The sequence below is a fragment of the Eudoraea chungangensis genome, assembly GCF_029360665.1.
Lineage (GTDB): Bacteria > Bacteroidota > Bacteroidia > Flavobacteriales > Flavobacteriaceae > Eudoraea > Eudoraea chungangensis.
In genome coordinates this window covers 572673-597174 of the sequence record NZ_JARDUB010000006.1, presented here as the reverse complement: position 1 = coordinate 597174, position 24502 = coordinate 572673, and the positions used below count along the sequence as shown (strand labels likewise).

Genomic DNA, 24502 nt, shown 5'->3' with positions numbered 1-24502 from the left:
AATCGTATAAATTAGATAAAAGGTGTTTAGGCTAGTTGGCCGGTAGTAATTGGGTAAGAACCTGTCCAAAACCTATTCTCACCTCATCATTGCTACAATATCCTTTTAGGGTAACGGTATCGTAGTCCTCAATAGAAGTGCGTGTTTGGCCACCTTCTAAACGAAGAGGTTTAGTACCCTGCCATGCAAGTTCTAACATAGAACCATAAGAATCTGGAGTGCTGCCAGAGATTGTACCGCTTCCCATTAGGTCTCCACTCAAGACTTTGCAGCCATTGGAAGTATGGTGAGCCAATTGTTGGCTCATTGTCCAATACATGTATTTAAAATTCGATTTGCAAACAGTGGTTGGGACTCCTCCCTCCGGGGTTATGGAGACCTCTAAATTAATGTCGTAGCTATTATTTCCCTTTTGCCTTAAATAGGGCAGAGGTTCCGGTGTTTGAGAAGGACTGGCAACCCTAAAAGGTTGCAGCGCATCTAAGGTAACTATCCATGGGGAAATGGAGGAAGCGAAATTTTTAGCATTAAAAGGTCCTAGGGGTACATATTCCCATTTTTGAATATCTCTGGCACTCCAATCATTAAATAGTACTAATCCAAATATATATTTCTCAGCATCTTCTATTGGAATTGTTTCTCCCAATTTGTTGGCGTCGGTGGTGATAAAAGCCATTTCTAATTCAAAGTCAACCATTTTAGATGGTCCATAAATAGGTTTATCAGCTCCCTTTGGTTTAGTTTGTCCTTTAGGCCTTCTAATCTTGGTATCACTAGTTATTATGGTAGAGCTTCTACCGTGATATCCAATAGGAATATGCAACCAATTGGGTAAAAGGGCATTTTCAGGATCTCTAAACATGCTACCGATATTCGTGGCGTGCTCTTTACTGGAATAGAAATCCGTATAATCCCCAATTTGGACGGGTAATTGCATCTCGATTTCTTCCATAGTAAACAGCACGGTTTTTTGATGCTCAATGTTTTCTCTTAGTATAGGATTTGTACTATCAAATATCTCACTGATTCTATCTCTAACCAGTCGCCAAGTTTTTTGCCCATCGGAAATAAAATCATTTAGGGTATCTTGTAAAAAAATGTCATCGGTTAATGGGATGTCATTAAAATATCCAAGTTGATGAAGTGCTCCTAAATCTATGGCATAGTCCCCAATGCGTGTTCCAATAGTAATTACATCATCTCTAGTTAAAAATACGCCAAAGGGAATATTTTGAATCGGAAAATCAGAGTTTGGGGAAACAGAAATCCATGAACTTAATGATGGATCATTTGCTTTATTCGACATAATTCAATTGTTAATTGATATTTAATAAAATCCTTATCAAATATATTATTTTCTTCTTATTAAAGTTTCTCAATTTGTATTTTTACCGCTCATTTAACAGAAGACAATTTTTATGGAACGTGATTACGAAATATTTGATCTAATCGAGGCTGAAAAACACCGTCAATTAAGCGGTATAGAGCTTATTGCTTCGGAGAATTTTACAAGCCCGGAGGTTATGGAAGCAGCTGGTTCCGTATTAACCAATAAATATGCAGAAGGATATCCTGGAAAGAGATATTACGGTGGCTGCGAAATTGTTGACCAAGTAGAGCAATTGGCCATTGACAGGGCTAAAGAGTTATTTGGAGCTGTCTATGCCAACGTACAGCCTCATTCGGGTTCTCAGGCAAATGCTGCAGTGTTTCAGGCTTGTCTGCAACCTGGAGATACCATTTTAGGTTTTGACCTCTCCCATGGAGGGCATCTTACTCATGGTAGCCCTGTAAACTTCTCAGGGAAACTCTACAGGCCAGTTTTTTATGGTGTAGAAGAAGAGACTGGAACCTTAAACTACGATAAAATTGAAGAAATTGCACTTGCAGAAAAGCCAAAATTAATTATTGCTGGTGCCTCTGCATATTCCAGAGATATGGACTTTGAGAGGTTCAGAAGTATTGCGGATAAGGTGGGAGCCCTTTTATTAGCCGATATAGCACATCCCGCCGGTCTAATCGCTAAAGGTATTCTTAACGACCCTATTCCACATTGTCATTTTGTTACTACGACCACACATAAAACCTTAAGAGGACCAAGAGGGGGCTTAATACTAATGGGACAAGACTTTGAGAACCCATTTAACATTAGGCTTAAAAATGGAAATCTGCGTAAAATGTCTGCTTTACTAAATTTGGCTGTATTCCCGGGGAATCAAGGCGGGCCATTAGAGCATATAATTGCAGCAAAAGCAATCGCTTTTGGGGAAGCTTTAACAGATGAATTTCTCCATTACATGCTTCAGGTGAAAAAAAATGCGGCAGCAATGGCGGCAGCCTTTGTAGCTAAAGGTTATAAAATAATTTCAGGCGGGACAGACAACCATATGATGTTGATTGATCTTCGAAACAAGAATATAACCGGAAAAGATGCAGAGACTATCCTCGTGAATGCAGATATTACTGCAAATAAAAATATGGTTCCTTTTGACGATAAATCCCCCTTTGTTACCTCAGGAATCAGATTTGGTACTGCGGCTATTACTACAAGAGGACTTAAGGAAGAGGATATGTCCTTAATTGTTGATCTGGTAGACAGGGTATTGTCCCAGCCGGAGAATGATCAAGAAATAGTTAAGGTAAAAAAAGAGGTCAATGCTTTGATGGAACATCGACCTTTGTTTAGTGCTAACTAACGTTGAGGTTAAATTACAAGGGGAAGATTACCTTTTAAATACTTTATTAATCGTTTAACATAAGTAAGTCTCCCGGAATAAAGCTTTTATCCTTTAGATTATAGATAAGAGCGTCTTCTTCAGACTCAAAATAAAGACCCCAGAATTTAAAATAATCTCGCTGGTGGTTATTATTTCTTTTTATGTTTCTTATTTGCGTGTTTTTTTCGAATATGTCTTCTCCAAATACAGGAACATAAATTTCAAAAGGAGTTTCAGTCATTTTTTTTGTAAAATGTACATAGTGTAATGCGGTAAAACCCAGTATTGCATTCAGCTGTTCTTGAATACTATTTTTATAAATATTCTTGATGATTATAGAAGAATCTTTTAAGTAGAGCGAGAATTCCTCTATATCAATAATTTTGCTGTTAATTTTTCGTAGGGAATCTAAAGCATTGATTAAAGGAGATGTGCTTCTTACGCCAGAAGTTGCGCCCCAGTTGCCTTTCTGTAGATGCGATAATATTTCAACAAGACTAAAATTGCAATCTAATTCTATAATAAGATTTGTACTGTTGGCATTTATTGGAATTGTTCGTACAACTACCTCAGAAAAGTAGTCCTTTTCCAGTCTATTCTTAAAATCCTGTAACCCCTGTATGTCGGGATTTTGTCCAATTTTAAGATGAAAATGATCACCGAATTTCTGAAGGGGGTTTTGCATAGATTACTAAATCTAAATTGATTTAAATCAAAAGTAAATTTTAATAATCACAGTCAGTTATATAAAAACCATAGAATAAATATGGTTTTTATATAAAATCAAATTTACTGAAACAGTTTTATTAAGGTGTTTAGCGATCTGAATTATAAAAACCCTCTCTTTTGTGATTCAATAATTAGGGCTTGGTCTGTTTGTTTTTCAACACCAAATAAAGACTTAAGATGGCGTTTTCTGTTTTCTATACTTGGAAGAGATAAGGAAACGTAATTTACCATATCCTTTGTTTTAATACCCCTGGATAAATGATAAAGAATTTTTTTGTCATTTTCATCCAGAACTATATCATCATTAGCCATTTTCTTTCTAATTGCCGCTAAAGCCTTTTGTGAATAGAATGGTGGGTTATGCAATACAATGGGGATCATAATTTCCAAGGACTTTTTATCGATTTCCGTTTTAACCATATAACCCTCGGGGTCTACGGTTGAAAGAATGCTATTAATTCTATAATTATCACTAAAAGAAGACATAAAGACTATTTTGGTTGTAGGTATATGTTTTCTTGCATAGATACCTAAGTCTTCTCCATTAGCTGAATTCTCTTCATTTCCATTGCTTAATTGGATGTCAAGAAGTAAAACATCATACCCTTTTGCGCGTTTAATTGAATTATTAATTTTTTCAATAGCCTCTACATAGGTTTTAGCCGTTTCTACTTTTACCTTATAATCTTTAAAATCTATATCTTCAAGGATGAACTTATAACCCAAGGTGGTCATTTCATGATCATCTACCGCTAATACTGTTATAACATCCATAAATTATATTCTCAAATTTTTATTGCGCCCCTTAATTTTAATCAATAATTATTTGGAATTAAAATAATAATTTCCGCTCCTTCGTTCGGGGCGCTAGAGATCTGCAAACTTCCTTTTAACCTTTTAATACGCGACCCAATATTTTTATAACCAATACCGTTTTTTCTCTTTTTTGGATCGAAACCGACACCGTTGTCTACAAACGTAATCCGCAATTGGTCAGTATCGCCTTCTATTTTTACTAAGACCTCACTCGCCGAGGCATATTTTACGGTATTATGAAGTAATTCTTGTATTATTCTATATAAATTTATCTTAATATCTCCACTTAGATTATCCAGGTCTAAGCTTTTATCGTATGCAAACTTATACTCAAGACCTACCGGCATGCAAGTATCTTGTAAAAGGCTATCTACAGAGGTACTAAAATTATTAAATTTTTGGTGGGAAGCACTATTTAGTTCATGTGATATTGTTCGGAGTTCCTCTTGAAGAGCTTGTAATTTAACAATAGCATCTTCTCGGAGATTAACCGCCTTAAGGTCGTTTTTCTTATTCAACCCTAGTAAAACCATTCTAATTCCGTTCATCTGGCCTAAAACCCCATCATGCAATTCTTCTGAAATCCGCCGCTGAATGGTTTGTTTACTCTCTTCAATTTTTTGTGTTTGAGAAAGCATAAGATTAAATACTTCCTGGTTAGACTCCTGTTGTTGTTTTAAAAAGATGAGTTTTCGATTTTTAGATCTCTGATAAATTATGGTATATATCGCAAGAGCCATTAAAAATAAACCAATTGATATTCCAACCCATAACTGTTTTTGCTTGGTTAGAACTATATTCTCTTTTATAAAGGAGTCTGTCTCAAAACGAATTCGGGTAAATTTATCCCGGGTTTTTCTTTCTAATTCAGTTAAACTGTCGTTTAACTCTAAATGTCTGCTTAAAAATGTTGAAGCATTCCTGGGCTCTATTAATGATAAAAGCCTTAATGTGGCTAGTGTCTGATTAGGCGCGCTACTTAAATTGGATAATCTAAGGGATTCGACGGCGTACGATTTGGCTTTTGTTGAATCGGATTGGCTCAAATAATACTCCGCTAAATGAAAGTTTGTTATAGCTGCTCCTTCTAAAAAAAACAAGGAATCCTGAATATGCAAGGCTTTTAAATAGCCATATTCTATTTCTTTCCTATTACCGGACATAAATCTACTGAAGGTTAGATTGTCTAGTGTCCGGGCATAGCTTTCAGGAGATTTGATTAAAAGGCTATCCGATTCGAGAACTTTTTCAAAATAAATGATACTTTTCTCAAAATCGCCTTCCTCTTTGAAGGCGTTTCCAATATTATTGTTAAGAGCGCTTTGGGATTGTTCTTTTAGGGGCGAAGAACTGGTTTTGTTTAAATAGATCTGCGCAGTTTTAAAATGATCTTGTGCTAAGTTGAACTGTTTTAGACTTTTTGCAATAGTTCCAAGAAGGTTGTAGCTTGTAAACAAATGGATGTTATCTTCTAAAGGAATAAAACCCTCAATGGCTTTTATGACATTGATTTCACTACCTGTAAAGTCTTTAATGTCTTTCTGAATAACAGCCATATTGTAATACATTAAACTAGTCTCATAAGTCCTGTTTAAGTTGTTATATACTTTTTGCGCCTTAACGAAGGCATAGTAAGCACTATCCTTTTTGAAATTAGCGTCGTAAAAGTTACCTAAATCCCAATAGAGTCCTGCTGAAGCAATAGAATCTCTTAATTCTAGACTTAAAGCAATGGCCTGTTTATTGAACTTCTTAAACCTAAGGGAATCACCCAGCTCTAGGGTAAGAAGAGATAAGTCAGTCAGCTTTTCTAATCGCGTAGAATCTATCTTTATTTTAGAAATGGCTTGTTCTAACCTATTAAATATAGAATCTTTAGATGCGGTAGTTTCTGTGTTACTTTTTAGTTTACTAAGATTAAGGGATATACTATCTCCTAAAGATATATTGGTGTTATTTGCTCTGAAGTCATTTTGATCCTGACAAGCTAGAATTATGAAGAATAAATAGATTGGAAACAAGATTTGTTTAAACATAGAGGACAACAATATGGTGGCTTAGGTTGTAAAGCAAAGTAATTAAAAATGCCCTAAATATTATATTTAGGGCATTCTATTTTTATTTATTTCACAGCATCATAACACTTACCTAGACCGGTACAAATAAAGTGTGGTGGTGTGAGGGGTTTTCGGAACTTATCCTCGAGTTCTTCTTACTGTCTGATTTTCATCTCCATCGGTAGCTTTCTCATATAGAGCTTGATCTTCAGCGCTATCTACTTCACAAGAATACATGCCAATACATAATACAAACACGGACAAAATACTTAATACTTTCTTCATTTTATTTAGATTTTAGGTTGGATTAGAAGTTGTTTTATTTTTCTAAACTACTGGTTATAAGTAGTTTCATCGAGAATTTTAGGGTTGTTTTAGTGAAATGGCCGAATCTATGAGTATTGGTGCCTTTTCTGAGAGAATCTGACTAATTCAGAGGGGAAATGGCATTTTTTGAAAGTATTTGTTTTAGCCCATCCACATTTTCTCTATACGATTTAGAGAATGGGAGCTGTATTTTACTTTCTTTAAGAGCACAGATAGACTTCCCGTAATTAATTCTTGAAACAAAATCGGTGTTAAGAATGTAACTTTGGTGCACTCTAATAAAATTATCAGGTAATTGATTTTCAAAATGCTTTAAAGTTTTGAAGGCACTAATTCTACTGCCGTCCTTCATAATGAAATCTGTAGCGTTATTGTCTGCCTGTAAATACAAAACTTCTTTGGCATCTAAGTATTGAAAGTCTTTATAAGATTTTAAACAAATAGTTTTACTCACTTCCTCTTTTGGAAATAATTTTTTGAGCTTGAGGATGGTTTTTCTTATGTCGAATTCATTGTACGGCGTAAGCCAATAATCAAAGAAATTATTCTTTATGGCATCGTAAGCATATTTTTTACCTTTAGATACACCAATAATTAGCGGAATGGTATTTATATACTGATACAGTTCTTTGACCATTCCAAAATAGTTGGTAGCCTGCTCGTTTAAGTTTATGAATACAATATCTGGGGAATGTTTTAGAATTTGGTTTAATCCCTCATCACTGGCTCGTGCTTCTCCGAGGCAGATAAATTCTCCATAATCCTCTAAATAATGCTGTAGTTGCAATTTAGAGGTAGCTTCCGAATCTATAATGGTGTATGAGTACTCCATGCCTAAGATAATTGGGTACAAAGTAGTAAACCTATTTCATAAGGTACTATAAAAAAACCATAGAATTCTTATGGTTTTATAGCTTATTCGTTGAAATACATGCTTTTGCGCGAATTTAGGCGTAAATAATCTTGCTAATCCTAGAATTCTGACTGATAGGCACCAATATCTGGGTCTTCTACTCTGCTAATCCCAATTATGTCTAAGGGAACTTCTAAGGCGGCCTCCAATTGCGCATTTCCTACAGCAGAAGAATTAGGACCTAATCGAAAGTCTTCTTTTGAGGTGTTAAGAAAATCTGCTGCTTGGTTTAGTTGTATGTCTTGATAATACTCTTGATTTTCAAAGTCATATAAGGGATCCGCAGTGGAAAGATCTTCAAAATCTCTAAATTTTATAAGGCTGTTGGTGAATTTAAAATCGAAAATGTTATCCGGACTTTTTATTAAGCTCAATTCCTGGAAAGAATTACCATCTACTATACAGTTAAGAAACTCGGCTTGTAAGTCATCAAAGATGCCCGCACCACTATTGGAGAGCTGAAGAGCTGCGCCTATTCTAAAACCATTGCTCCAATAGTTGGCTATGGTGCAATGTACAAATCTATAGATTCCACCACCTTGACATACAAGACTTCCATTGCCTGCATTTCCAAGCACTAAATTCTGAGCTTGTATGTTTCCCGATTGTACCCAGAGAGCATTTAGAGTGCAATTATAAATTGCTGAATTGGATATGATAAGATCGGAATCTGTGTTACTACTACTTCCTTCTAGGTAAATTCCTCTGCTGGCATTTTTTATAGTGAGATGGTTTATCCTATTGTTAGAACTACCTTTGGCAAGGTAAATTCCTCCCCATTGGCCAGGGGTATTACTGAAATTTGATTCTAACCTATCTCCTTCAAATATTACTTCATTTTCTAATAGGAGCGAATCGCTACTTATAGCTCCATTGACTTCCATACTGCCGCCCTCGCTCACAATAATACCCGAATTCTTATGGAAATGAACTCTAACCCCCGCTTCCATAGTAAGCTTCTTTTGAGCAGCCACACCGGCATAGCCATAAACTACATAGGGCTTTTCCTTAGTAAAGTCTAACTGATCATCCTTTAGAATAAAACCTTCCACTACAATTTCTTCTCCTTTATCATCTACCCCTATGGTTATTGTTTCTTTTGTTCCATCCGGATTAGTGGCAGGAAAAAGAAAATGAGCATCTTTTACCAGGGTAACTAGTTCTACCTTTTGTTCAGAACTTCCTTGGTCGAATAAAATAGCGTCGGTATATAAGAACTCATTTACGTCCAAATCACTTACATCCAATGTTGTTTCAATAAATATATAGAGACTATCTTTTGCGAATAAAGGGATGTTGCTAAATTCCTTGCCCGCTACGCCATCTACATTTAAACGATACCCACTGGCTTCTCCTTCCCCCAAACGAATATTCGGTATTTCAAGGTCGGTGTTTGTATCATTGTAGACTTTTAGGGAATAAGTACTGCTTCCAATATTGCTGAATACAGTATCTAAATAAACGGTATCTTTTGAAAATAGTAGCTGTCCATTGCTCTTTTCATAAGTAAAGTCTTTTCTGCATGAATTGTAAAAAATGCAGCAAAGGATTAGAAAAAAGCATAATAGAATGCTGCGCATAAGACTTAACTTGGATACTTAGTGACGTTTATAAAAAGAGAACGTATCTCCTCGGAAATTCGTATGGGTTTCAAGGTATCGGGATTTAATAAACACCATTTTGTCTTGGATTTGACCAAAAGCTCCTGGGTTTGATTGTTAAACATTTCAACAACTCTAATCGAAAGGGCTCCTTTAGAACTTTCTATATAGGTTTTTAACAAAATTTCATCTCCCAAAACAGCGGCACTTTTATAGTCGATATTGTGATTTAAAACTACCCAAATAACTTTTTCTTGAATGGCGGCGGTAGTTAGCTTATCCCAGTGCTCTTTGGAAATATCCTGTATCCATTGAACGTACCTTACATTATTTACATGTTTTAGTTCGTCTAGATCTTCGTTTGTTACGAGTATCTTTTTTTGAAAAGCTTCCATACTTACTTGGGAGAGAATTTCACTTCGAAAAGAGTATCCCAATTTTTGCCAGTAACAAAAAAGGTTTGTCGTTCAGGGTGGTAAGCAATTCCATTTAGTACGTCAAGATTATTGTGCTTTTTAACTTTCTCTTTTAGACCAGCCATATTAATAACACCTTCGATGGCGCCACTCTTGGCATCAATAATCATAATGCTTTCTTTCTGCCAAACGTTTGCATAAATTTTACCATTTACATACTCTAATTCATTAGCCATATTGAAGATAGACTTATTGGTGACGATTTCTATGAAGGACATTTCTTGCATCGTCTTCGGGTCTAAAAGCCATATTTTTTCAGTTCCATCACTTTTATAAATGACAGCACCATCATTGCATAATCCCCAACCTTCTTTACTTAGGTTATATCTAAATTCGCGAGTTTTATTAAAGCTGCTTAGATCATAGGTTCTGCCAAATCCACTCTTCCATGTCAGCTGATAGAGTTTGTTATTTAAAATTGTAATTCCCTCTCCAAAATGAGGCTTCTCTAAGTCTTTTTGAAGCAAAACATTACCACTTCTATAATCAATTTTTCGAATATAGGATTTTGCCGCACCTCCGCTGCCAGTTCCTTCGTAAAGCGTGTCCTTATAAAACTCTAAACCCTGTGTATATGATTTTAAATCATGCGGATATTGATTTACAATTTCATAGGTGTATATAGTCGGGGCGTTTTTGGCTAAGACTCGCAAACTGGTGGTAACTTCGGCCGTGTTCTCTTCATATTCAATAACTGCTTTAAGCTTTTTATTCCCGAGTTTGGAGATATTTAAAGGAAGAAGACCATTTTCTAATTCTAGTACTTTTCCGTCAATAGAATAACTAATACGATCTATTTGTTTGTTTTTTTTATTCCGTATACTAACATTTATTCTATCGTTTTGACGAAAACTTTTCTTTTTTCCGTCTATTTTAATTTCGAAAAGATCTGCTGCCGTAGTCTCTCCCTCACAAGCTAGAAATAGAATACCAATACTAGTGGTAATAAGAAGCTTCAAAAGACTCATAGTATATTTTTTTCAGAGATTAATAAGTTGTATCCTTAGTATTATACATTTTAAATCTCCATTAATTGGATGAAAGCGAAAATAAGACCCTAAAACGATTGTAGCAAATTTAAATTGATTGTATATTTGCCGCCGGGCAAGTCCTACACGACCAGCTCCTACAAAATCCCCCAGGGTGGGAACGCAGCAAGGGTATGTGGTTGTAGCGGTGCGATGTAGGTAGCTTGCCTTTTTTTGTTATCTTCCTTTGTTCTATTTACAGTTTAGTTTTTTCACATTCTCTCTTTATTTTAAGCGTCCATAGAATCCGTTTTATGATGCTTTTTTGTTTCTTTGCCTCAGTTATGAGACAGAAAGTTGTATTAATTACTGGTGGATCATCAGGTATAGGTAAGTCTATTGGACTTTTCTTAAAGTCTAAGGGCTTTACTGTCTACGGAACCAGTAGAAATCCAGAGAATTATAAAAGTCACACTTCATTTCCACTGTTAAAGTTAGAAGTAAGAGACAGGGATGCCGCGAATACGCTGATTAAGGAACTTTTAAAACGGGAGGATAGGATTGATGTTCTTATAAATAATGCGGGTATTGGAATTACCGGCCCCATAGAAGAAACTTCTTTAGAGGAGATGAATAAGGTGTTTGAGACCAATTTTTATGGACCAATTAGGATGATAAAGGCGGTATTGCCATCCATGAGAAAACAGAAGGAGGGATTAATAATAAACGTTACTTCTATCGCTGGATTTATGGGGTTGCCTTATAGAGCTATTTATTCTACTTCTAAAGGAGCATTGGGAATATTAACGGAAGCACTCAGGATGGAGTGTAAAGATTTTGGTGTCAAAGTAACCAATGTTGCTCCTGGGGATTTTGCAACCAATATTGCCTCTGGAAGATATCATGCCCCTGTAATTAAGGATTCGGCTTATGAACAGCCTTATAAGAAAACCTTAGAGCTCATCGATGACCATGTGGATGAAGGAGAAGATCCTATCTTGGTAGCAAAGAAAATCTATAGAATAATTAATACTAGAAAACCCAAAGTTCATTATGCAGTGGGGAACGCACTTCAGAAGTTTTCTCTTTTTCTGAAAAATGTTCTTCCTGATAAAGTATATGAACGCCTATTATTAAAGCATTATAAGTTGTAGTTTTACAGTAATTTCTTGAAAGTAAATTTCAAGTGCATTTAACACTCAAAAAAATAGACCATGAAGTTTTTTATCGATACAGCAAACTTAGAACAAATTAAGGAGGCACAAGCCTTAGGGGTCCTGGATGGGGTAACTACAAACCCTTCCCTTATGGCTAAAGAAGGAATTACCGGAAGGAATAACATTCTAAAACACTATGTAGATATTTGTACTATTGTAGAAGGGGATGTTTCGGCTGAAGTAATTTCTACTGATTTTGACGGTATGATAAAGGAGGGAGAGGAACTTGCTGAATTGCACGAGCAGATAGTTGTAAAAGTTCCGATGATAAAAGATGGGGTAAAGGCCCTAAAGTATTTTACCGATAAAGGTATCAGAACCAATTGTACGCTTGTCTTTTCCGCTGGCCAAGCTCTTTTAGCTGCCAAGGCAGGAGCCACATATGTATCACCGTTTATAGGTAGATTAGATGATATCTCAACAGATGGTTTAAACTTAATATCAGAAATAAGACATATTTATGATAACTATGCCTATGAAACTGAGATTCTCGCTGCATCTGTAAGACATACTATGCATGTTATAGATTGTGCGAAGATAGGAGCCGATGTTATGACAGGGCCATTGTCTGCAATTGAAGGCTTATTAAAGCATCCACTTACAGATATTGGATTGGCTAAGTTTCTAGCAGACTACCAAAAAGGGAATTAAGAAAGGCTATTCCAAATTTCGGACTTATTTGGTGTGTTACTCAGGAAAAGATCTGTAAACATTTGCAAAAGCGTTTACAATTTTACCATCTTTTGTAATAATACTTCTATTTGGATCGTATATCACAAGTGTATGCGCAACATCTTCAAAGTCTTTGGTCCAAAATTGTTCCGTTTTATTCAAATTAGATGTTTCTAGAATATTCATCCATTTGGATTTGTCGGTACGCACATTTATTCCAACAAACATATAGTTAGGATATTTTTCTTTGAGATAGTTTATTCGTCTGGTCATATTGTGAAAATGTCTTTGCTCTGGACCAGACCAAAAGTAGAAGACTACCTCTTTTCCTTTGCCAATTTCTGGTAAAGACACGCTATTGCCATCAACATCTTGCACCCAAACCTCTGGTAAATCATGTTGTGGCTGCAAATTTCTGATACCCTGATAGAGGTTATTTATTTCCCTCATATGCCTGTTATTCCCCGAAAGCTTTTGAAAATCATTAATAAAAATTTCGATATTTTCTTCTGAATCATATTTAAGAAGATAGTCTAACGCAACATTTCTGTATAGATTATCCCGGAGTTCGTTTTCTGGAATTAAACTATCTATTAGTTTTAGCTTGTGCTGATTAAAATGTAATTGTTTGCCCATTTCTTCAGGCTTCATGGCGCAGTCTTTCTTACAACTCATATAGGAGAGGTTTCCTAAATGGTACTTCATAAAGTTGTAATATGGTCTGTAATATGTTAAACCATTTCCGTTATAGTTTATTTCCTTGCGGTAATCATAAAAATTATCCGGAAGGTCGTGAATGGTTTTATCTTTATTCTTTTTCTTATGATAGAAAGGGTATGCTTCTTTTGAAATGTAAGAGCCATAAATAATACCGGCATGGGCGAGTTTATAGGCGGACGGACTTAATTCATTTTCTTCTATAAGCGCGTCTAAGTTCTTTAATTTAATATCCATTAAAGAATCAATTTTAATGACAAACTCTAGAGGTTCTAGCGCATAATAGGAGTAGACCAGTTCCTCTTCCTGTTCCATAGCTAAAAACAGTTCCACCAAAAAATTGTTTACTACCTCGTTTGAGCCAGAAAAAACGAGGGATTCATCAAAGTCTACAGTATTTAAACGGATCTGCAAACTATCCCCCTTTTCTATGTAAATATATTGTTCCTCCGGGGCGTGATAGAAATGATATAAACCCTCTTCTATGGTATCCAATTCAAAGGCAAATCGATTTTCTCCATCGAGCTGTGCGGTATCAACGACCAGGTCACCTTTATAAAGGACTATTTCGTCATTGGTAGGATTAACAATTTCACCAGCAAAATAAATAGATGTTCCATCCTGTTTTGCCGTCTGACAACTTGCTAATATGAGTAAAAGAAAATAAAGTAAAGTTCTATTCATATATTTTCGGCTCACTTCTAATCGGTAAAATTAAATAATCCCCAAGGGCACTGCTGTTAATGCACAGTTAAATCTTTCTAAACATTATTTCAATTTGTCTAGAATTCAGAACGATACCAGGTGGTTAAATTGCAGTAATTTTAGTACTTTTGCCGAAATTTTTAAAACATAAAAAATGCTATCCGTATCTAATCTTTCCGTGCAATTTGGCAAAAGAGTACTCTTTGATGAAGTAAATGTGAGTTTTACGCAAGGAAACTGTTACGGTATTATTGGTGCCAACGGCGCCGGGAAGTCAACTTTTTTAAAAATTCTCGCTGGAGACATCGATCCAACCTCAGGACACGTGTATTTAGAAACGGGTCGCAGGATGTCGGTTTTGGAACAAAATCATAATTCTTATGATACACATACTGTTTTAGAAACTGTGGTTATGGGTAACAAGCCTCTTTTTAAGGTAAAAAAAGAAATAGATGCCCTCTATGCAGACTATAATGACGAGAATGCCGATAGGATAGGGGAGCTGCAAGTAATATTTGAAGAAATGGATGGTTGGAATGCAGAAACTAATGCGGCAACTTTGCTCTCTAATTTAGGTATCTCCGAGGCCCTTCATTATTCGTTAATGTCTGATATTGATTCGAAACTTAAAGTAAGGGTACTGCTCGCTCAAGCACTTTTTGGTAGTCCGGATGTATTGATCATGGATGAGCCAACAAATGACTTAGATTTTGAAACAATTGGGTGGTTAGAGAATTTCTTGGCTTCATATGAAAATACTGTAATTGTTGTTTCACACGATAGACATTTTCTAGATGCGGTTTGTACACACATTGCTGATATTGATTTTGGAAAGCTTAATTCCTATTCCGGTAATTATACATTTTGGTACGAAAGTAGCCAGTTAGCTGCCAGACAAAGGGCACAGCAAAATAAAAAGGCCGAGGAAAAGGCAAAGGAATTACAAGAGTTTATTCAACGATTTAGCGCTAATGTTGCAAAAAGTAAGCAGGCGACTTCGCGAAAAAAGATGCTGGAGAAATTAAAAATAGATGATATAAAACCTTCGAGCAGAAGATATCCGGCTATTATTTTTGATAGAGAACGAGAAGCAGGGGATCAGATTTTAAATATAGAAAATATGTCTGCTTCCTCTGAAGATGGAGAACTCTTATTCCAAAATCTAAATTTAAATCTTGCAAAAGGAGATAAGGTGGCAATAATTTCTAAAGATTCCAGAGCCACAACCGCATTTTATGAGATAATCAATGGCAATCGAAGAGCAGATTCAGGAAGCTTTAAATGGGGTATAACCACAACCCAGTCTTATTTGCCGGCCGATAATTCTAATTTCTTTAGAGAAAATTTAAATTTAGTTGATTGGCTTAGACAATGGGCCAAAACCGAAGAGGAAAAAGAAGCAGTTTACCTAAGAGGTTTTTTAGGAAAAATGCTTTTTAGTGGGGAAGAGGCACTGAAGAAATGTACCGTTTTATCTGGAGGAGAAAAGGTTCGATGTATGCTTAGCCGTATGATGATGATGCGTGCCAATGTATTAATGCTCGACGAACCAACAAATCATCTGGACTTAGAAAGTATTACCGCTTTTAATAACTCCTTGAATAACTTTAAAGGCACTGTGCTATTTACAACACACGATCATCAATTCGCTCAAACTGTGGCGAATAGAATAGTAGAACTGACGCCAAGAGATACTATAGACCGATATTTAACGTTTGATGATTATATGTCCGATAGAGCTATCAAGGCACAAAGAGAAAAAATGTACGCAGTGCAGGTATAGCGAATTGGGATCCCAAATCCTTCGCCTATGCGTCTTTATGCGAAATTTATCACCGTTTTATGTCTACTACTCACTGCCTGTTCAAAGGATGGGGTTTCAGAAAACCCCATAACGACCGCACAGAATGTTGATGTAAACTATTCTATCCTGCAAACATCAGACGACATCCTTTCTGAAGTAAATATAATTGCAGATAAAGAAAACATCCTGGCAAGCAACCGTAGTCAGGCCTTCGAAAGTATTGCCATGCCTGTATTAACCAATTTTTCTTTAGATCAGGCATTATTCTATAAGAATACGTTGGACTGCACTGGCGAACTACTTAATTATGATTTAGACAAGGATACTTCGAACGAATTTTACTTTTTTAAGGATTCAAAGAACTGTGACAGACAGATTTATGCTATTAAAACTGCAGAGACAAGGTTTTTCGTCCTTTATTCATTGCCAGGAGACTTTTTAAAGGATGAAAAATATTATTTGAGACTGGTGGATAATAAGGATTTGGAAAGCGGCTTTGAGGATTTTGAAATGGATAAAAAACCTACTCAGCTTGTATATGCCAATGAACGTTTGTTTGTTTTAGTGGAAGACATAACCCTAGGTAATGTTTACTCTGTGCAGGTTTTTGATTTGCAGAAAAAAGAATGGATAGTAGAGATTAATCTGGGAGATCAAGTGGAAAGACTCATTAGAACACCAAATAATAATTTGATAATTACCTACCCCGATCTTCACAATGTATACTCCACAATTACACTGGATATTTTGTCATCTACTCGATATTTAGCAGGTACCGAACCACACTTGGGTGAAACAGAAATACATCATTTTGGCCCTGATGGCAAAGTATATTTTGCCTCTTCTACGAACTTGAATGGCACCTTATACCCTCAGATTCCGGCTGTTTTTGATTTTGAAAGAAATACTACGATACTCTACTATTATGAGAATTTTTTAACAGAAGAAGAACAACGTTTTGAATTTGATATTGGAAATACTACGGCGGTGGCTTACGATTCTAAAAATAATCTGATGCTTATAGGGTATCAAAAATCACAAAACCCAAATAAAGGTGGTTTAATAAGAATTAAACCCGCTCCAAATCCAAAGATGGTCGACCAAACGAATTTAGATGGTATACCCTTATACATTTACTCAGAATAAATCTAGCAACTGGTAGAGTTTATTTAGCTTTTTAAGCATTAAAATACTTGCTCTTCCAAATGGCTGGATTAAAATTTTTACCCAGTGCAAAGCCATAAAATATAACTACAGCTGCAATAGACTTAAACATAAAAAAGAATACAATCATAAACTCGGCAAGACCTTCATTCTTGGAAAATAAACCTGAGGGTACCAAAGAGGTTGTTAAAAGACTAATTAAGACCACTAGAAGACTGAGATTCATTATATTCCTAAAAGGCCATACAAGGGCTTTTCTAAAAGGATGCAGATCGTTACCCCATTTGTGCACCAAATAATAATATTCTTTACCTATGGGAGCAAATAAAAGTGGATCATCTTTATCTTCTAGTTTAAAAAGTTTAGAGGGTGCCATTATCTTAAAGCCTTCTAGTTTTGAATTGTGCACTTTTTCTAGCCTTTCAATTTCCTCAATTGCCGTATGAGGGATTACGCCTTTAAAGTACTTGCTGTCTAAAAATCGCAGCCGGTATGAAATACATATTTCCTTAATTTGATCTATATGATATATTCTTGAGGTATCTAATAAATCAAAATTAAAATTATTGATAACTGTAGCTGAGGGTGCGGCAAGTTTTTCAAGTATTTTTTCACCAGTTGTAGAGGTGCTGCTCAGCATTTCATTCACCTCGTTAATCAATTTATCTTCAAGAACTTGGTCACTTTTAGTCCTCCCGAGACGTTCCTCGATATTTGTAGATTTAAATAGCATCTTTTTCTTTTTTTTAGCAATTACTCAAAAATAAGAATAACTCTTTGTGAAGTCAATTTTGGCCAGGATATTTCAAATGTTAACATTATGTTAAAAGAAATAGACCTGTGGTATTTTCCAACTGATTAATCAAGTTTTCGAGTATCTTGTCGGAATAACTGTGTATTTCATCGATAATTTATCTTTATTCTAAATAGATCCATGTCTCTAAAATTCCCCTTCATTTTGATGTTTTTGTTTCTTTTTTATAATAATGGGGAGTGTCAGTTTAAAGAAACTGTAAAAACAGAGCAGCTATATCCATTAGAGTTGTCTGCAGTTGCTACTGGATCTAAGTATTTGGAAGTACTGAAACTTGCCTTTAAATCCTTAGACCTAGGTGTTTTAAAAGATGCACATAGCTTTACTATTTTTGCGCCTAACGATGCATCTCTTATCCATAAGTCCGATTTGAGTTTAAAAACTCTGTTAAGACCTGAAAACAAGAAAGCCCTGTTTTCTTTTGTAACTTATCATATGGTGGCTGGTAAGTTGACGGCTTCTTCTATACTAAGAGCAATGTCTAGAGGTAATGGTATGGCCCGTTTTAAAACGGTTCAAGGAAACGAATTAATAGCGTCTATGGAAGGGACAGATATTGTTCTTACGGATTGTTTTGGAAATAAAGCAAAAATTATGTCAGCAGATAAAAATTATGGAACTAGTGTTGTCCATATCATTGATAATGTGATTCGGGCAAACTAGCAAATCTATCGAAGCTTTGCACCAACTTCTTTTTCTAAGCTGGTCTGTATTTTCCTCATTATTTTGTCGATCTGTTTATCCGTAAGTGTTTTGCTTTCATCTTGTAGCCTAAATCCAATGGCATAAGATTTTTTCTCAGGAGGGAGGTTTTTACCCGTATAAACATCGAAAAGATTTATCCCTTTTAGAAACTTCCTTTCTGCTTTAAAAGCAAGTCGCTGGATTTCATCGAAGGTAATGTCATTGTCGATTAACAATGCAAGGTCTCTTTTTACTTCGGGATATTTTGGTATGTCCTTAAACAATACCTCGTTCCTTTTTTTTAGGAGCATTAGAACAGTATCCCAATTAAAATCGGCCTGAATCACCTCTTGTTTAATATCAAATTTTGAACTTATGTCTTTTTTAATTATTCCAATACGAACAATCTCCTGATTGGCTGACTTAAAAACGATACTTTCCTGATAATTTGGTAAACTTTTTATTTCAATCTCATAACCACTTACCCCTACACGTTTTAGGACTTGTTCAGCAATGCCTTTTAAGAAGTAAAAATCGGAATACACTGCTTCTTTTTTCCAATGATTTTCGCTTCGTACTCCGGTACTTAAGAGCGACAAGTGTTTTGCCTCATGATAAGTCTCGTTTACCATTTTATAGGTACTTCCAAATTCAAAGAGTAACAGATTAGACTTTTTTCTATTAATATTATAAGACACTACTTCCAACCCACTAAAAAGCATAGATTTTCTAAGAACCGAAAGATCATTGCTCAAAGGATTTAACATAGTAACTGCATTGTCTGCTTCTACTTTGTCGTTTGATAGTGTGTTATATTCAGGTTTACTGAGACTATTCGTCAAAATCTCATAAAATCCTTTATTGGCTAATAAGTCTCCTACAATTTTTTGAATTTTAAAATCCTCAAACCTTGTGCTTGAAGCAATCGAAGCCGTTAGTTTCTCTTTGGAGTCTATGTTATTGTACCCATAAACTCTTAAAATCTCTTCGATAACATCCACTTCTCTTTGCACATCGACCCTGTAGAAAGGAATTACAAGACCCAGACCAGATTCTGTAGAACTTCTAACCTGTATATCTAGAGAGGCTAATATAGATTTGATGGTATCTCCTGGGATTTCCTGACCAATTAGATTATTAATTTTATCGAGGGAGAGAAAAACTTCATAATCTTCTTTTTTTCGTGGATATAGATCTACAATGTCCGAGGTGATATAACCTCCGGCAATCTCTCTAATGAGTAAAGCAGCTCTTTGTAAACAATACTCTACATTATTTATATCAATTCCTCTTTCAAACCTAAAAGAAGCATCTGTATTTAACCCATGTCTCTTAGCTGTTTTTCTTATGGTAACAGGATCGAAGTAAGCACTTTCTAAAAATATAGAGGTGGTGTTTTCCGTAACACCAGTATTTATCCCTCCAAACACCCCAGCAATACACATAGGTTTTTCATCATCGCAGATCATTAAATCCTCTTCGCTCAATAGTCGTTCTTCTCCATCCAGTGTCATGAACTTGGTGCCCGATTTTAATCTTTTTACGATTATTTTTTTACCGTGAATCCTATCAGCATCAAAAGCGTGTAAAGGCTGACCAAGCTCATGTAAAACATAATTAGTGGCATCAACTACGTTGTTTATAGGCTGTAATCCTATAGCTCTGAGCCTGTTTTTTAACCAATGTGGGGAAGGTTGTACAATTAGATTGCTAATGGTAACACCGCAGTATCTCGGCGCTAGATCGGAATCTTCTACACTAACATCGATCTTTAAAGATCTGTTTTCAACATTAAAAGTACTTATCGATGGAGTAATAAGTTCGGTATGTATGTCTCGTTGTTTTAAACCTGCTTTAATATCTCGGGCTACTCCATGATGACTCATAGCGTCTGCTCTGTTTGGAGTTAAGCCAATTTCAAAAACCTCGTCAATCTCTAATTCAAATACTTCTGCACATGGTGTTCCGGGTAATAAACTATCACTTAGAACTATGATTCCCTCATGGCTGTCTCCAACTCCGATTTCATCTTCTGCACAGATCATCCCATGACTTTCTATCCCTCGTATTTTACCTTTCTTGATCTTTAGTTCTTCGCCCTTTATAGAAGTAAGTACTGTACCGATAGTAGCAATTACAACATTTTGCCCAGCAGCTACATTCGGAGCCCCACAGATAATTTGTTTTGGACTATTGTCTCCTATATCAACGGAAGTAAGTTTTAGTCGATCGGCATTAGGATGTTGTTCGCATTTTAGAACATGTCCTACAACCAGTCCTTCTAAACCTCCTTTAATAGATTCAAATTTTGTAATACCCTCTACCTCAAGACCTAGATTAGTTAAAAGTTCACCGGTTTTTTCTGCTTCCCAATTAAGTTTTAGAAACTGTTTCAACCAGTTATAGGAAATTTTCATTGGATAGTTTTAGCCTGCAAAGATAAAACAAAGCAGGAACACATTCAACACTCTTTGCCTTAAAGAGTTTATTTTTTATTATTGGATTTTAGTTGTTATTTCGCAAAAGATTTAAAGAAAATTTATATGAAGTTTTTTCTTCTAGTAATTTGTGTTTTTTTGATGCTGTTTGCTTGTGTTGCTCCAAAGGATAATACTTTAAAAAGCGGCATTTGGCGGGCACATTTGACTACTTTAGACAATCAGCAACTTCCCTTTAACTTTGCGGTAACCAGAGATGCCAGTGATTATAAAGTGGAAATATTTAATGCCAGGGAGGTAGTCGTCGTTGATGAAATTGAAATCAACGGAGATAGTATACAAATAAAAATGCCTGTTTTTGAAGGATATATTAGCGGAACTTTTAATGATTCCGTAATTTCTGGAAGTTTTATTAAAGAGAGTTTGGATAGAATTGTACCATTTACAGCCAGGTTTGGAGATAGTACAAGGTTTAGAATCAAGAAAGACCCTGAAGTCAATATTTCAGGAATATGGGAGGCTATTTTTAGTGCGGATTCAGAGGGTGAATATGAGGCAAAAGGTATTTTTACACAACAGAACAATATAGTTTCGGGAACCTTCAGAACCACTACAGGGGATTATAGATATTTGGAAGGTGGAATTAGTGGTGACAGTCTTTTACTTTCTACATTTGATGGAGCGCACGCCTTTTTGTTTAAAGCAAAAGTTAACGACAGTTCTTTAACTGGAATGTTTTATTCTGGAAACCACTTTAAAGAGCCATTTTTCGCCACTAGGAATGAAGGTTTTGAATTGCCTGATGAAGCCTCTTTAACTTTTCTTAACCAAGGCTATGAAAAAATAGACTTTTCTTTCCCTGATACCAGTGGCAACCTAGTTTCTTTAAAAGACGAGAGGTATAATAATAAGGTAGTAGTTATACAAATTATGGGTACTTGGTGTCCAAATTGTTTAGATGAGACTAAATTCTTATCCCAATATTTAGAGGCTAATCAGAATTCTGATGTAGAAGTATTAGCCTTGGCATTTGAATATGCAAAAACAAAAGAGCTGGCCTATAAGGCAATCAATAGGCTGGTAGATAGAATTGAGGTTAAATATCCAATATTATTAGCGCAGTACGGCAGCTCAAGTAAAACTAAGGCCAATGAAAAGTTACCGATGTTAAACCATGTTTTGTCTTACCCTACTACTATTTTTATTGATAAAAAGGGAAATGTTCGTAAAATACATACGGGTTTTAATGGGCCTGCCACAGGAGTTAAATACACAGAATTTAAAGAAGAGTTCCATGCTTTCGTCGAACTTTTGGCAAAAGAAGAGTAATTCTCAGTTCTTGGGAATATTTTCTTTAGATAATTGTTGATTTACCCAACCAAATATTTTCACGGCTAAACGTGAGGTTTTCTTCAGAATCTGTAATTTTGGAAGCTATATAATCACCTACTTCCTCTGTGCCATAGGTACTCTCCTTTTCAATATCTGGAGTGACAATTCCTTTTTTCATCGATTTTAAGACGGCAATTACAATAGCTCTGGATTCTTCATCCAAACCAAAATGATCTAAAATCATAGCAGCAGAAAGAATCGAAGCTATGGGATTAGCCTTGTTTGTGCCTTTTTGATGAAGAAGTACCTCATGAATTGGTTCAAAAAGTGCATATTTATCCCCTACAGAGGCTGAGGGTAGAAGACCAATGGATCCGCCAATAACACCACCTTCATCAGAAAGTATATCTCCGAACATATTGCTGGTAAGAAGTATGTCGAATTGCTTTGGTCTCAATATCATTTCCATAACTGCTTCTTCAATAAACAGTTCTTCTAAAGTTACTTCCGGATAACTCTCACTGATTTTGTTAACAACCCTTCGCCATAGCCTTGAGGTTTCTAAGCCATTTGCCTTATCTACCAAACTTACTTTGTTACGCCTTACCTTGGCGGCCTTAAATGCAAGATGTGCTATTCTGCTAATTTCACTCTCGGAATAGGTGCAGACATCGGTGGCTACAGTCTTTTCTTTATTAATGCTTTTGTCTCCGTGATAAATACCTCCAATTAGTTCTCTATACACCACAAAATCGGTACCCTTAATAACACTTTTCTTAAGAGGTGATTTTTCTATTAAGGATGGAAATACTTTTACAGGTCGGATATTAGCAAATAATTCTAACTCTTTTCGGAGTTTAATAAGGCCACTTTCGGGCTTCATTATTCCATCTAAATCACGATTGTTTTTGGAATTTCTAACCGTCCCAAATAAGATGGCGTCTGATTCTTTGCATAGTTTTAGGGTAGAATCGGGGAGGGCCTCACCCGTTTTAGCCATTGCAACCTCCCCTACAAGTGCTTCTTTAAAGTTAATTTTATGCCCAAAAATTTCTCCGACCACTTGAAGGCATTTTACGGCTTGTTTCGTTACTTCCGGACCAACGCCGTCGCCTGATAAATGGGCTATGCTAAGTTTCATTTAGACAATACTTTCTACATTGACCGGGCTAGACGCTATGATTTCGTGAATATCGCTATCTAAAACTTCTTTCTTTCTATCTGCATATTTTAGAAACTCTTCATATACACTATCTAATTGAACCTTGGTTAATTCATAACCAACTTTCTTCGCTCTGTAGGCTAGAGCAGCTCTTCCACTTCTGGCGGTTAAAACAATAGAGGATTCATTAACACCCACGTCTTCCGGGTCTATTATTTCATAGGTTTCCCGCTTCTTAATAACACCATCTTGGTGAATTCCTGAGCTGTGGGCGAAGGCATTAGACCCAACTATTGCCTTATTTGGCTGCACAATCATTCCCATTTTCTGAGAAACCATCTGACTGGTATCATAGAGGAGTTTGCTATTGATATTCGTATCCAGATTTAAATGGGGATGCTGTCTTAGTACCATTACAACCTCTTCCAGGGATGTATTACCTGCTCTTTCTCCAATACCATTAATGGTACATTCTATCTGACGCGCTCCATTTATCACTCCTTCAATAGAATTGGCTGTGGCAAGACCCAGATCATTATGGCAATGACATGATAAGGTAGCTTTCTCTATGCCTTTCACATTCTCTCTAAGGTATTTCATTTTTGCGCCATATTCATGAGGTAAGCAGTATCCAGTGGTGTCGGGAATATTTAAGACGGTAGCTCCAGCCTTGATCACGGCCTCACAAACTCGGGCCAAATATTCATTGTCCGTCCTTCCGGCATCTTCGGCGTAAAACTCTATGTCCTCTACAAAGGTCTTAGCGTACTTAACAGCCTCTACAGCTCTCTCTAATATTTTTTCTCTGGTAGAATTAAATTTAAACTGAATATGAGAATCCGAGGTACCTATTCCCGTATGGATTCTTGGTCTTTTAGCATGTTTCAGAGCTTCTGCGGCAACTTCAATGTCTTTTTTTACCGAACGTGTTAGTCCGCATACCGTGGCATTCTTTACAATTTTGGCGATTTCATCTACAGATTTAAAGTCACCCGGGCTAGAAATAGGAAAGCCGGCTTCAATTATGTCCACCCCAAGTGTATCTAACCTTTCGGCAATAACAAGCTTCTGTTTTGTGTCCAATTTACATCCTGGCACCTGTTCCCCGTCACGGAGGGTTGTATCAAAAATATCTACTTTATCTTTACTCATTATTTTTACCTAATTTTGGTCACCTATACGAATATAT

General features: G+C 36.0%; 21 protein-coding genes and 1 other RNA gene. 8 read left to right on the top strand and 14 right to left on the bottom strand.

Annotated elements, in window-relative coordinates:
- Positions 1 to 31: 31 nt before the first annotated feature.
- Positions 32 to 1306, bottom strand: coding sequence for a fumarylacetoacetase (fahA, locus tag PXG98_RS15520; protein ID WP_276392645.1), 1275 nt, complete (start codon positions 1304 to 1306; stop codon positions 32 to 34).
- Positions 1307 to 1418: 112 nt separating this feature from the next.
- Between fahA and glyA the strand changes: the two genes are divergently transcribed.
- Positions 1419 to 2696 carry a serine hydroxymethyltransferase gene (gene glyA, locus PXG98_RS15515; RefSeq protein ID WP_276392643.1) on the top strand — a complete coding sequence of 426 codons (1278 nt, stop codon included), beginning with the start codon at positions 1419 to 1421 and terminating at the stop codon, positions 2694 to 2696.
- Between the two features lie 46 nt (positions 2697 to 2742).
- On the opposite strand, the gene PXG98_RS15510 is transcribed toward glyA, so the two are convergent.
- From PXG98_RS15510 to PXG98_RS15475, 8 genes are all read right to left on the bottom strand, one after another.
- Positions 2743 to 3402, bottom strand: a complete 660-nt coding sequence (locus PXG98_RS15510; RefSeq protein WP_276392641.1) for a hypothetical protein — start codon at positions 3400 to 3402, stop codon at positions 2743 to 2745.
- A 143-nt stretch (positions 3403 to 3545) separates the two neighbouring features.
- On the bottom strand, positions 3546 to 4220 hold the full coding sequence (locus PXG98_RS15505; protein WP_276392639.1) for a response regulator: 675 nt from the start codon (positions 4218 to 4220) through the stop codon (positions 3546 to 3548).
- 41 nt (positions 4221 to 4261) lie between these two features.
- A complete protein-coding gene (locus tag PXG98_RS15500) occupies positions 4262 to 6298 on the bottom strand; it encodes a tetratricopeptide repeat-containing sensor histidine kinase (RefSeq protein WP_276392637.1) in 2037 nt (678 codons plus the stop codon).
- A gap of 159 nt (positions 6299 to 6457) precedes the next feature.
- Positions 6458 to 6604: a hypothetical protein gene (locus tag PXG98_RS15495; RefSeq protein WP_276392636.1), complete on the bottom strand. Its 147-nt coding sequence runs from the start codon at positions 6602 to 6604 to the stop codon at positions 6458 to 6460.
- 142 nt (positions 6605 to 6746) lie between these two features.
- Complete coding sequence (locus tag PXG98_RS15490) at positions 6747 to 7478, bottom strand: LytR/AlgR family response regulator transcription factor (protein ID WP_276392635.1); 732 nt, start codon at positions 7476 to 7478, stop codon at positions 6747 to 6749.
- A gap of 140 nt (positions 7479 to 7618) precedes the next feature.
- Positions 7619 to 9139, bottom strand: a complete 1521-nt coding sequence (locus tag PXG98_RS15485; protein WP_276392634.1) for a right-handed parallel beta-helix repeat-containing protein — start codon at positions 9137 to 9139, stop codon at positions 7619 to 7621.
- Positions 9140 to 9144: 5 nt separating this feature from the next.
- Positions 9145 to 9555, bottom strand: coding sequence for an acyl-CoA thioesterase (locus PXG98_RS15480; RefSeq protein ID WP_276392633.1), 411 nt, complete (start codon positions 9553 to 9555; stop codon positions 9145 to 9147).
- Between the two features lie 2 nt (positions 9556 to 9557).
- Positions 9558 to 10604, bottom strand: a complete 1047-nt coding sequence (locus tag PXG98_RS15475; protein ID WP_276392631.1) for a glutaminyl-peptide cyclotransferase — start codon at positions 10602 to 10604, stop codon at positions 9558 to 9560.
- A gap of 134 nt (positions 10605 to 10738) precedes the next feature.
- Here PXG98_RS15475 and ffs point away from each other — a divergent pair.
- The 3 genes from ffs (at position 10739) to fsa (ending at position 12472) form a co-directional block, all read left to right on the top strand.
- Positions 10739 to 10837: signal recognition particle sRNA small type (gene ffs / locus PXG98_RS15470), an RNA gene on the top strand.
- Between the two features lie 111 nt (positions 10838 to 10948).
- Entirely contained in the window at positions 10949 to 11758 is an 810-nt protein-coding gene (locus PXG98_RS15465) for an SDR family oxidoreductase (protein WP_276392629.1), read from the top strand.
- A gap of 60 nt (positions 11759 to 11818) precedes the next feature.
- Positions 11819 to 12472 (top strand): fructose-6-phosphate aldolase, encoded by a 654-nt coding sequence (gene fsa, locus PXG98_RS15460; protein ID WP_276392628.1) that lies wholly within the window; start codon positions 11819 to 11821, stop codon positions 12470 to 12472.
- A 36-nt stretch (positions 12473 to 12508) separates the two neighbouring features.
- On the opposite strand, the gene PXG98_RS15455 is transcribed toward fsa, so the two are convergent.
- Positions 12509 to 13894, bottom strand: a complete 1386-nt coding sequence (locus PXG98_RS15455; protein WP_276392626.1) for a TlpA family protein disulfide reductase — start codon at positions 13892 to 13894, stop codon at positions 12509 to 12511.
- 175 nt (positions 13895 to 14069) lie between these two features.
- Here PXG98_RS15455 and PXG98_RS15450 point away from each other — a divergent pair, with 175 nt between their 5' ends.
- Both PXG98_RS15450 and PXG98_RS15445 read left to right on the top strand, forming a co-directional pair.
- Complete coding sequence (locus tag PXG98_RS15450; RefSeq protein ID WP_276392624.1) at positions 14070 to 15698, top strand: ABC-F family ATP-binding cassette domain-containing protein; 1629 nt, start codon at positions 14070 to 14072, stop codon at positions 15696 to 15698.
- Between the two features lie 27 nt (positions 15699 to 15725).
- Positions 15726 to 16865 (top strand): hypothetical protein, encoded by a 1140-nt coding sequence (locus tag PXG98_RS15445; protein WP_276392622.1) that lies wholly within the window; start codon positions 15726 to 15728, stop codon positions 16863 to 16865.
- Positions 16866 to 16896: 31 nt separating this feature from the next.
- Here PXG98_RS15445 and PXG98_RS15440 read toward each other — a convergent pair whose 3' ends face one another.
- Positions 16897 to 17616, bottom strand: coding sequence for a hypothetical protein (locus PXG98_RS15440; protein WP_276392621.1), 720 nt, complete (start codon positions 17614 to 17616; stop codon positions 16897 to 16899).
- Between the two features lie 201 nt (positions 17617 to 17817).
- On the opposite strand from PXG98_RS15440, the gene PXG98_RS15435 reads away from it, so the two are divergent.
- The gene (locus tag PXG98_RS15435; RefSeq protein ID WP_276392620.1) at positions 17818 to 18360 is read left to right on the top strand and encodes a fasciclin domain-containing protein; all 543 of its coding nucleotides are present in this window, start codon (positions 17818 to 17820) and stop codon (positions 18358 to 18360) included.
- 5 nt (positions 18361 to 18365) lie between these two features.
- Here the strand turns inward: PXG98_RS15435 and pheT are convergent, their stop codons facing one another.
- Positions 18366 to 20798 carry a phenylalanine--tRNA ligase subunit beta gene (pheT, locus tag PXG98_RS15430; RefSeq protein WP_276392618.1) on the bottom strand — a complete coding sequence of 811 codons (2433 nt, stop codon included), beginning with the start codon at positions 20796 to 20798 and terminating at the stop codon, positions 18366 to 18368.
- Between the two features lie 126 nt (positions 20799 to 20924).
- Between pheT and PXG98_RS15425 the strand changes: the two genes are divergently transcribed.
- Positions 20925 to 22148 carry a peroxiredoxin family protein gene (locus PXG98_RS15425; protein ID WP_276392616.1) on the top strand — a complete coding sequence of 408 codons (1224 nt, stop codon included), beginning with the start codon at positions 20925 to 20927 and terminating at the stop codon, positions 22146 to 22148.
- A 25-nt stretch (positions 22149 to 22173) separates the two neighbouring features.
- Here PXG98_RS15425 and leuB read toward each other — a convergent pair whose 3' ends face one another.
- Together leuB and PXG98_RS15415 are read right to left on the bottom strand one after the other, a co-directional pair.
- On the bottom strand, positions 22174 to 23292 hold the full coding sequence (gene leuB, locus PXG98_RS15420) for a 3-isopropylmalate dehydrogenase (protein WP_276392614.1): 1119 nt from the start codon (positions 23290 to 23292) through the stop codon (positions 22174 to 22176).
- Positions 23293 to 24465, bottom strand: a complete 1173-nt coding sequence (locus PXG98_RS15415) for a 2-isopropylmalate synthase (protein ID WP_276392612.1) — start codon at positions 24463 to 24465, stop codon at positions 23293 to 23295.
- Positions 24466 to 24502 lie beyond the last annotated feature (37 nt).

Coding starts and splice junctions, on each gene's coding strand:
- PXG98_RS15445 (WP_276392622.1), top strand. CDS start 15,726: ATGCGTCTTTATGCGAAATTTATCACCGTTTTATGTCTACTACTCACT.
- PXG98_RS15440 (WP_276392621.1), bottom strand. CDS start 17,616: ATGCTATTTAAATCTACAAATATCGAGGAACGTCTCGGGAGGACTAAA.
- PXG98_RS15500 (WP_276392637.1), bottom strand. CDS start 6,298: ATGTTTAAACAAATCTTGTTTCCAATCTATTTATTCTTCATAATTCTA.
- leuB (WP_276392614.1), bottom strand. CDS start 23,292: ATGAAACTTAGCATAGCCCATTTATCAGGCGACGGCGTTGGTCCGGAA.
- PXG98_RS15480 (WP_276392633.1), bottom strand. CDS start 9,555: ATGGAAGCTTTTCAAAAAAAGATACTCGTAACAAACGAAGATCTAGAC.
- PXG98_RS15510 (WP_276392641.1), bottom strand. CDS start 3,402: ATGCAAAACCCCCTTCAGAAATTCGGTGATCATTTTCATCTTAAAATT.
- PXG98_RS15435 (WP_276392620.1), top strand. CDS start 17,818: ATGTCTCTAAAATTCCCCTTCATTTTGATGTTTTTGTTTCTTTTTTAT.
- glyA (WP_276392643.1), top strand. CDS start 1,419: ATGGAACGTGATTACGAAATATTTGATCTAATCGAGGCTGAAAAACAC.
- PXG98_RS15465 (WP_276392629.1), top strand. CDS start 10,949: ATGAGACAGAAAGTTGTATTAATTACTGGTGGATCATCAGGTATAGGT.
- PXG98_RS15505 (WP_276392639.1), bottom strand. CDS start 4,220: ATGGATGTTATAACAGTATTAGCGGTAGATGATCATGAAATGACCACC.
- PXG98_RS15455 (WP_276392626.1), bottom strand. CDS start 13,894: ATGAATAGAACTTTACTTTATTTTCTTTTACTCATATTAGCAAGTTGT.
- PXG98_RS15425 (WP_276392616.1), top strand. CDS start 20,925: ATGAAGTTTTTTCTTCTAGTAATTTGTGTTTTTTTGATGCTGTTTGCT.
- PXG98_RS15490 (WP_276392635.1), bottom strand. CDS start 7,478: ATGGAGTACTCATACACCATTATAGATTCGGAAGCTACCTCTAAATTG.
- fsa (WP_276392628.1), top strand. CDS start 11,819: ATGAAGTTTTTTATCGATACAGCAAACTTAGAACAAATTAAGGAGGCA.
- pheT (WP_276392618.1), bottom strand. CDS start 20,798: ATGAAAATTTCCTATAACTGGTTGAAACAGTTTCTAAAACTTAATTGG.
- PXG98_RS15485 (WP_276392634.1), bottom strand. CDS start 9,139: ATGCGCAGCATTCTATTATGCTTTTTTCTAATCCTTTGCTGCATTTTT.
- PXG98_RS15475 (WP_276392631.1), bottom strand. CDS start 10,604: ATGAGTCTTTTGAAGCTTCTTATTACCACTAGTATTGGTATTCTATTT.
- PXG98_RS15415 (WP_276392612.1), bottom strand. CDS start 24,465: ATGAGTAAAGATAAAGTAGATATTTTTGATACAACCCTCCGTGACGGG.
- PXG98_RS15495 (WP_276392636.1), bottom strand. CDS start 6,604: ATGAAGAAAGTATTAAGTATTTTGTCCGTGTTTGTATTATGTATTGGC.
- fahA (WP_276392645.1), bottom strand. CDS start 1,306: ATGTCGAATAAAGCAAATGATCCATCATTAAGTTCATGGATTTCTGTT.
- PXG98_RS15450 (WP_276392624.1), top strand. CDS start 14,070: ATGCTATCCGTATCTAATCTTTCCGTGCAATTTGGCAAAAGAGTACTC.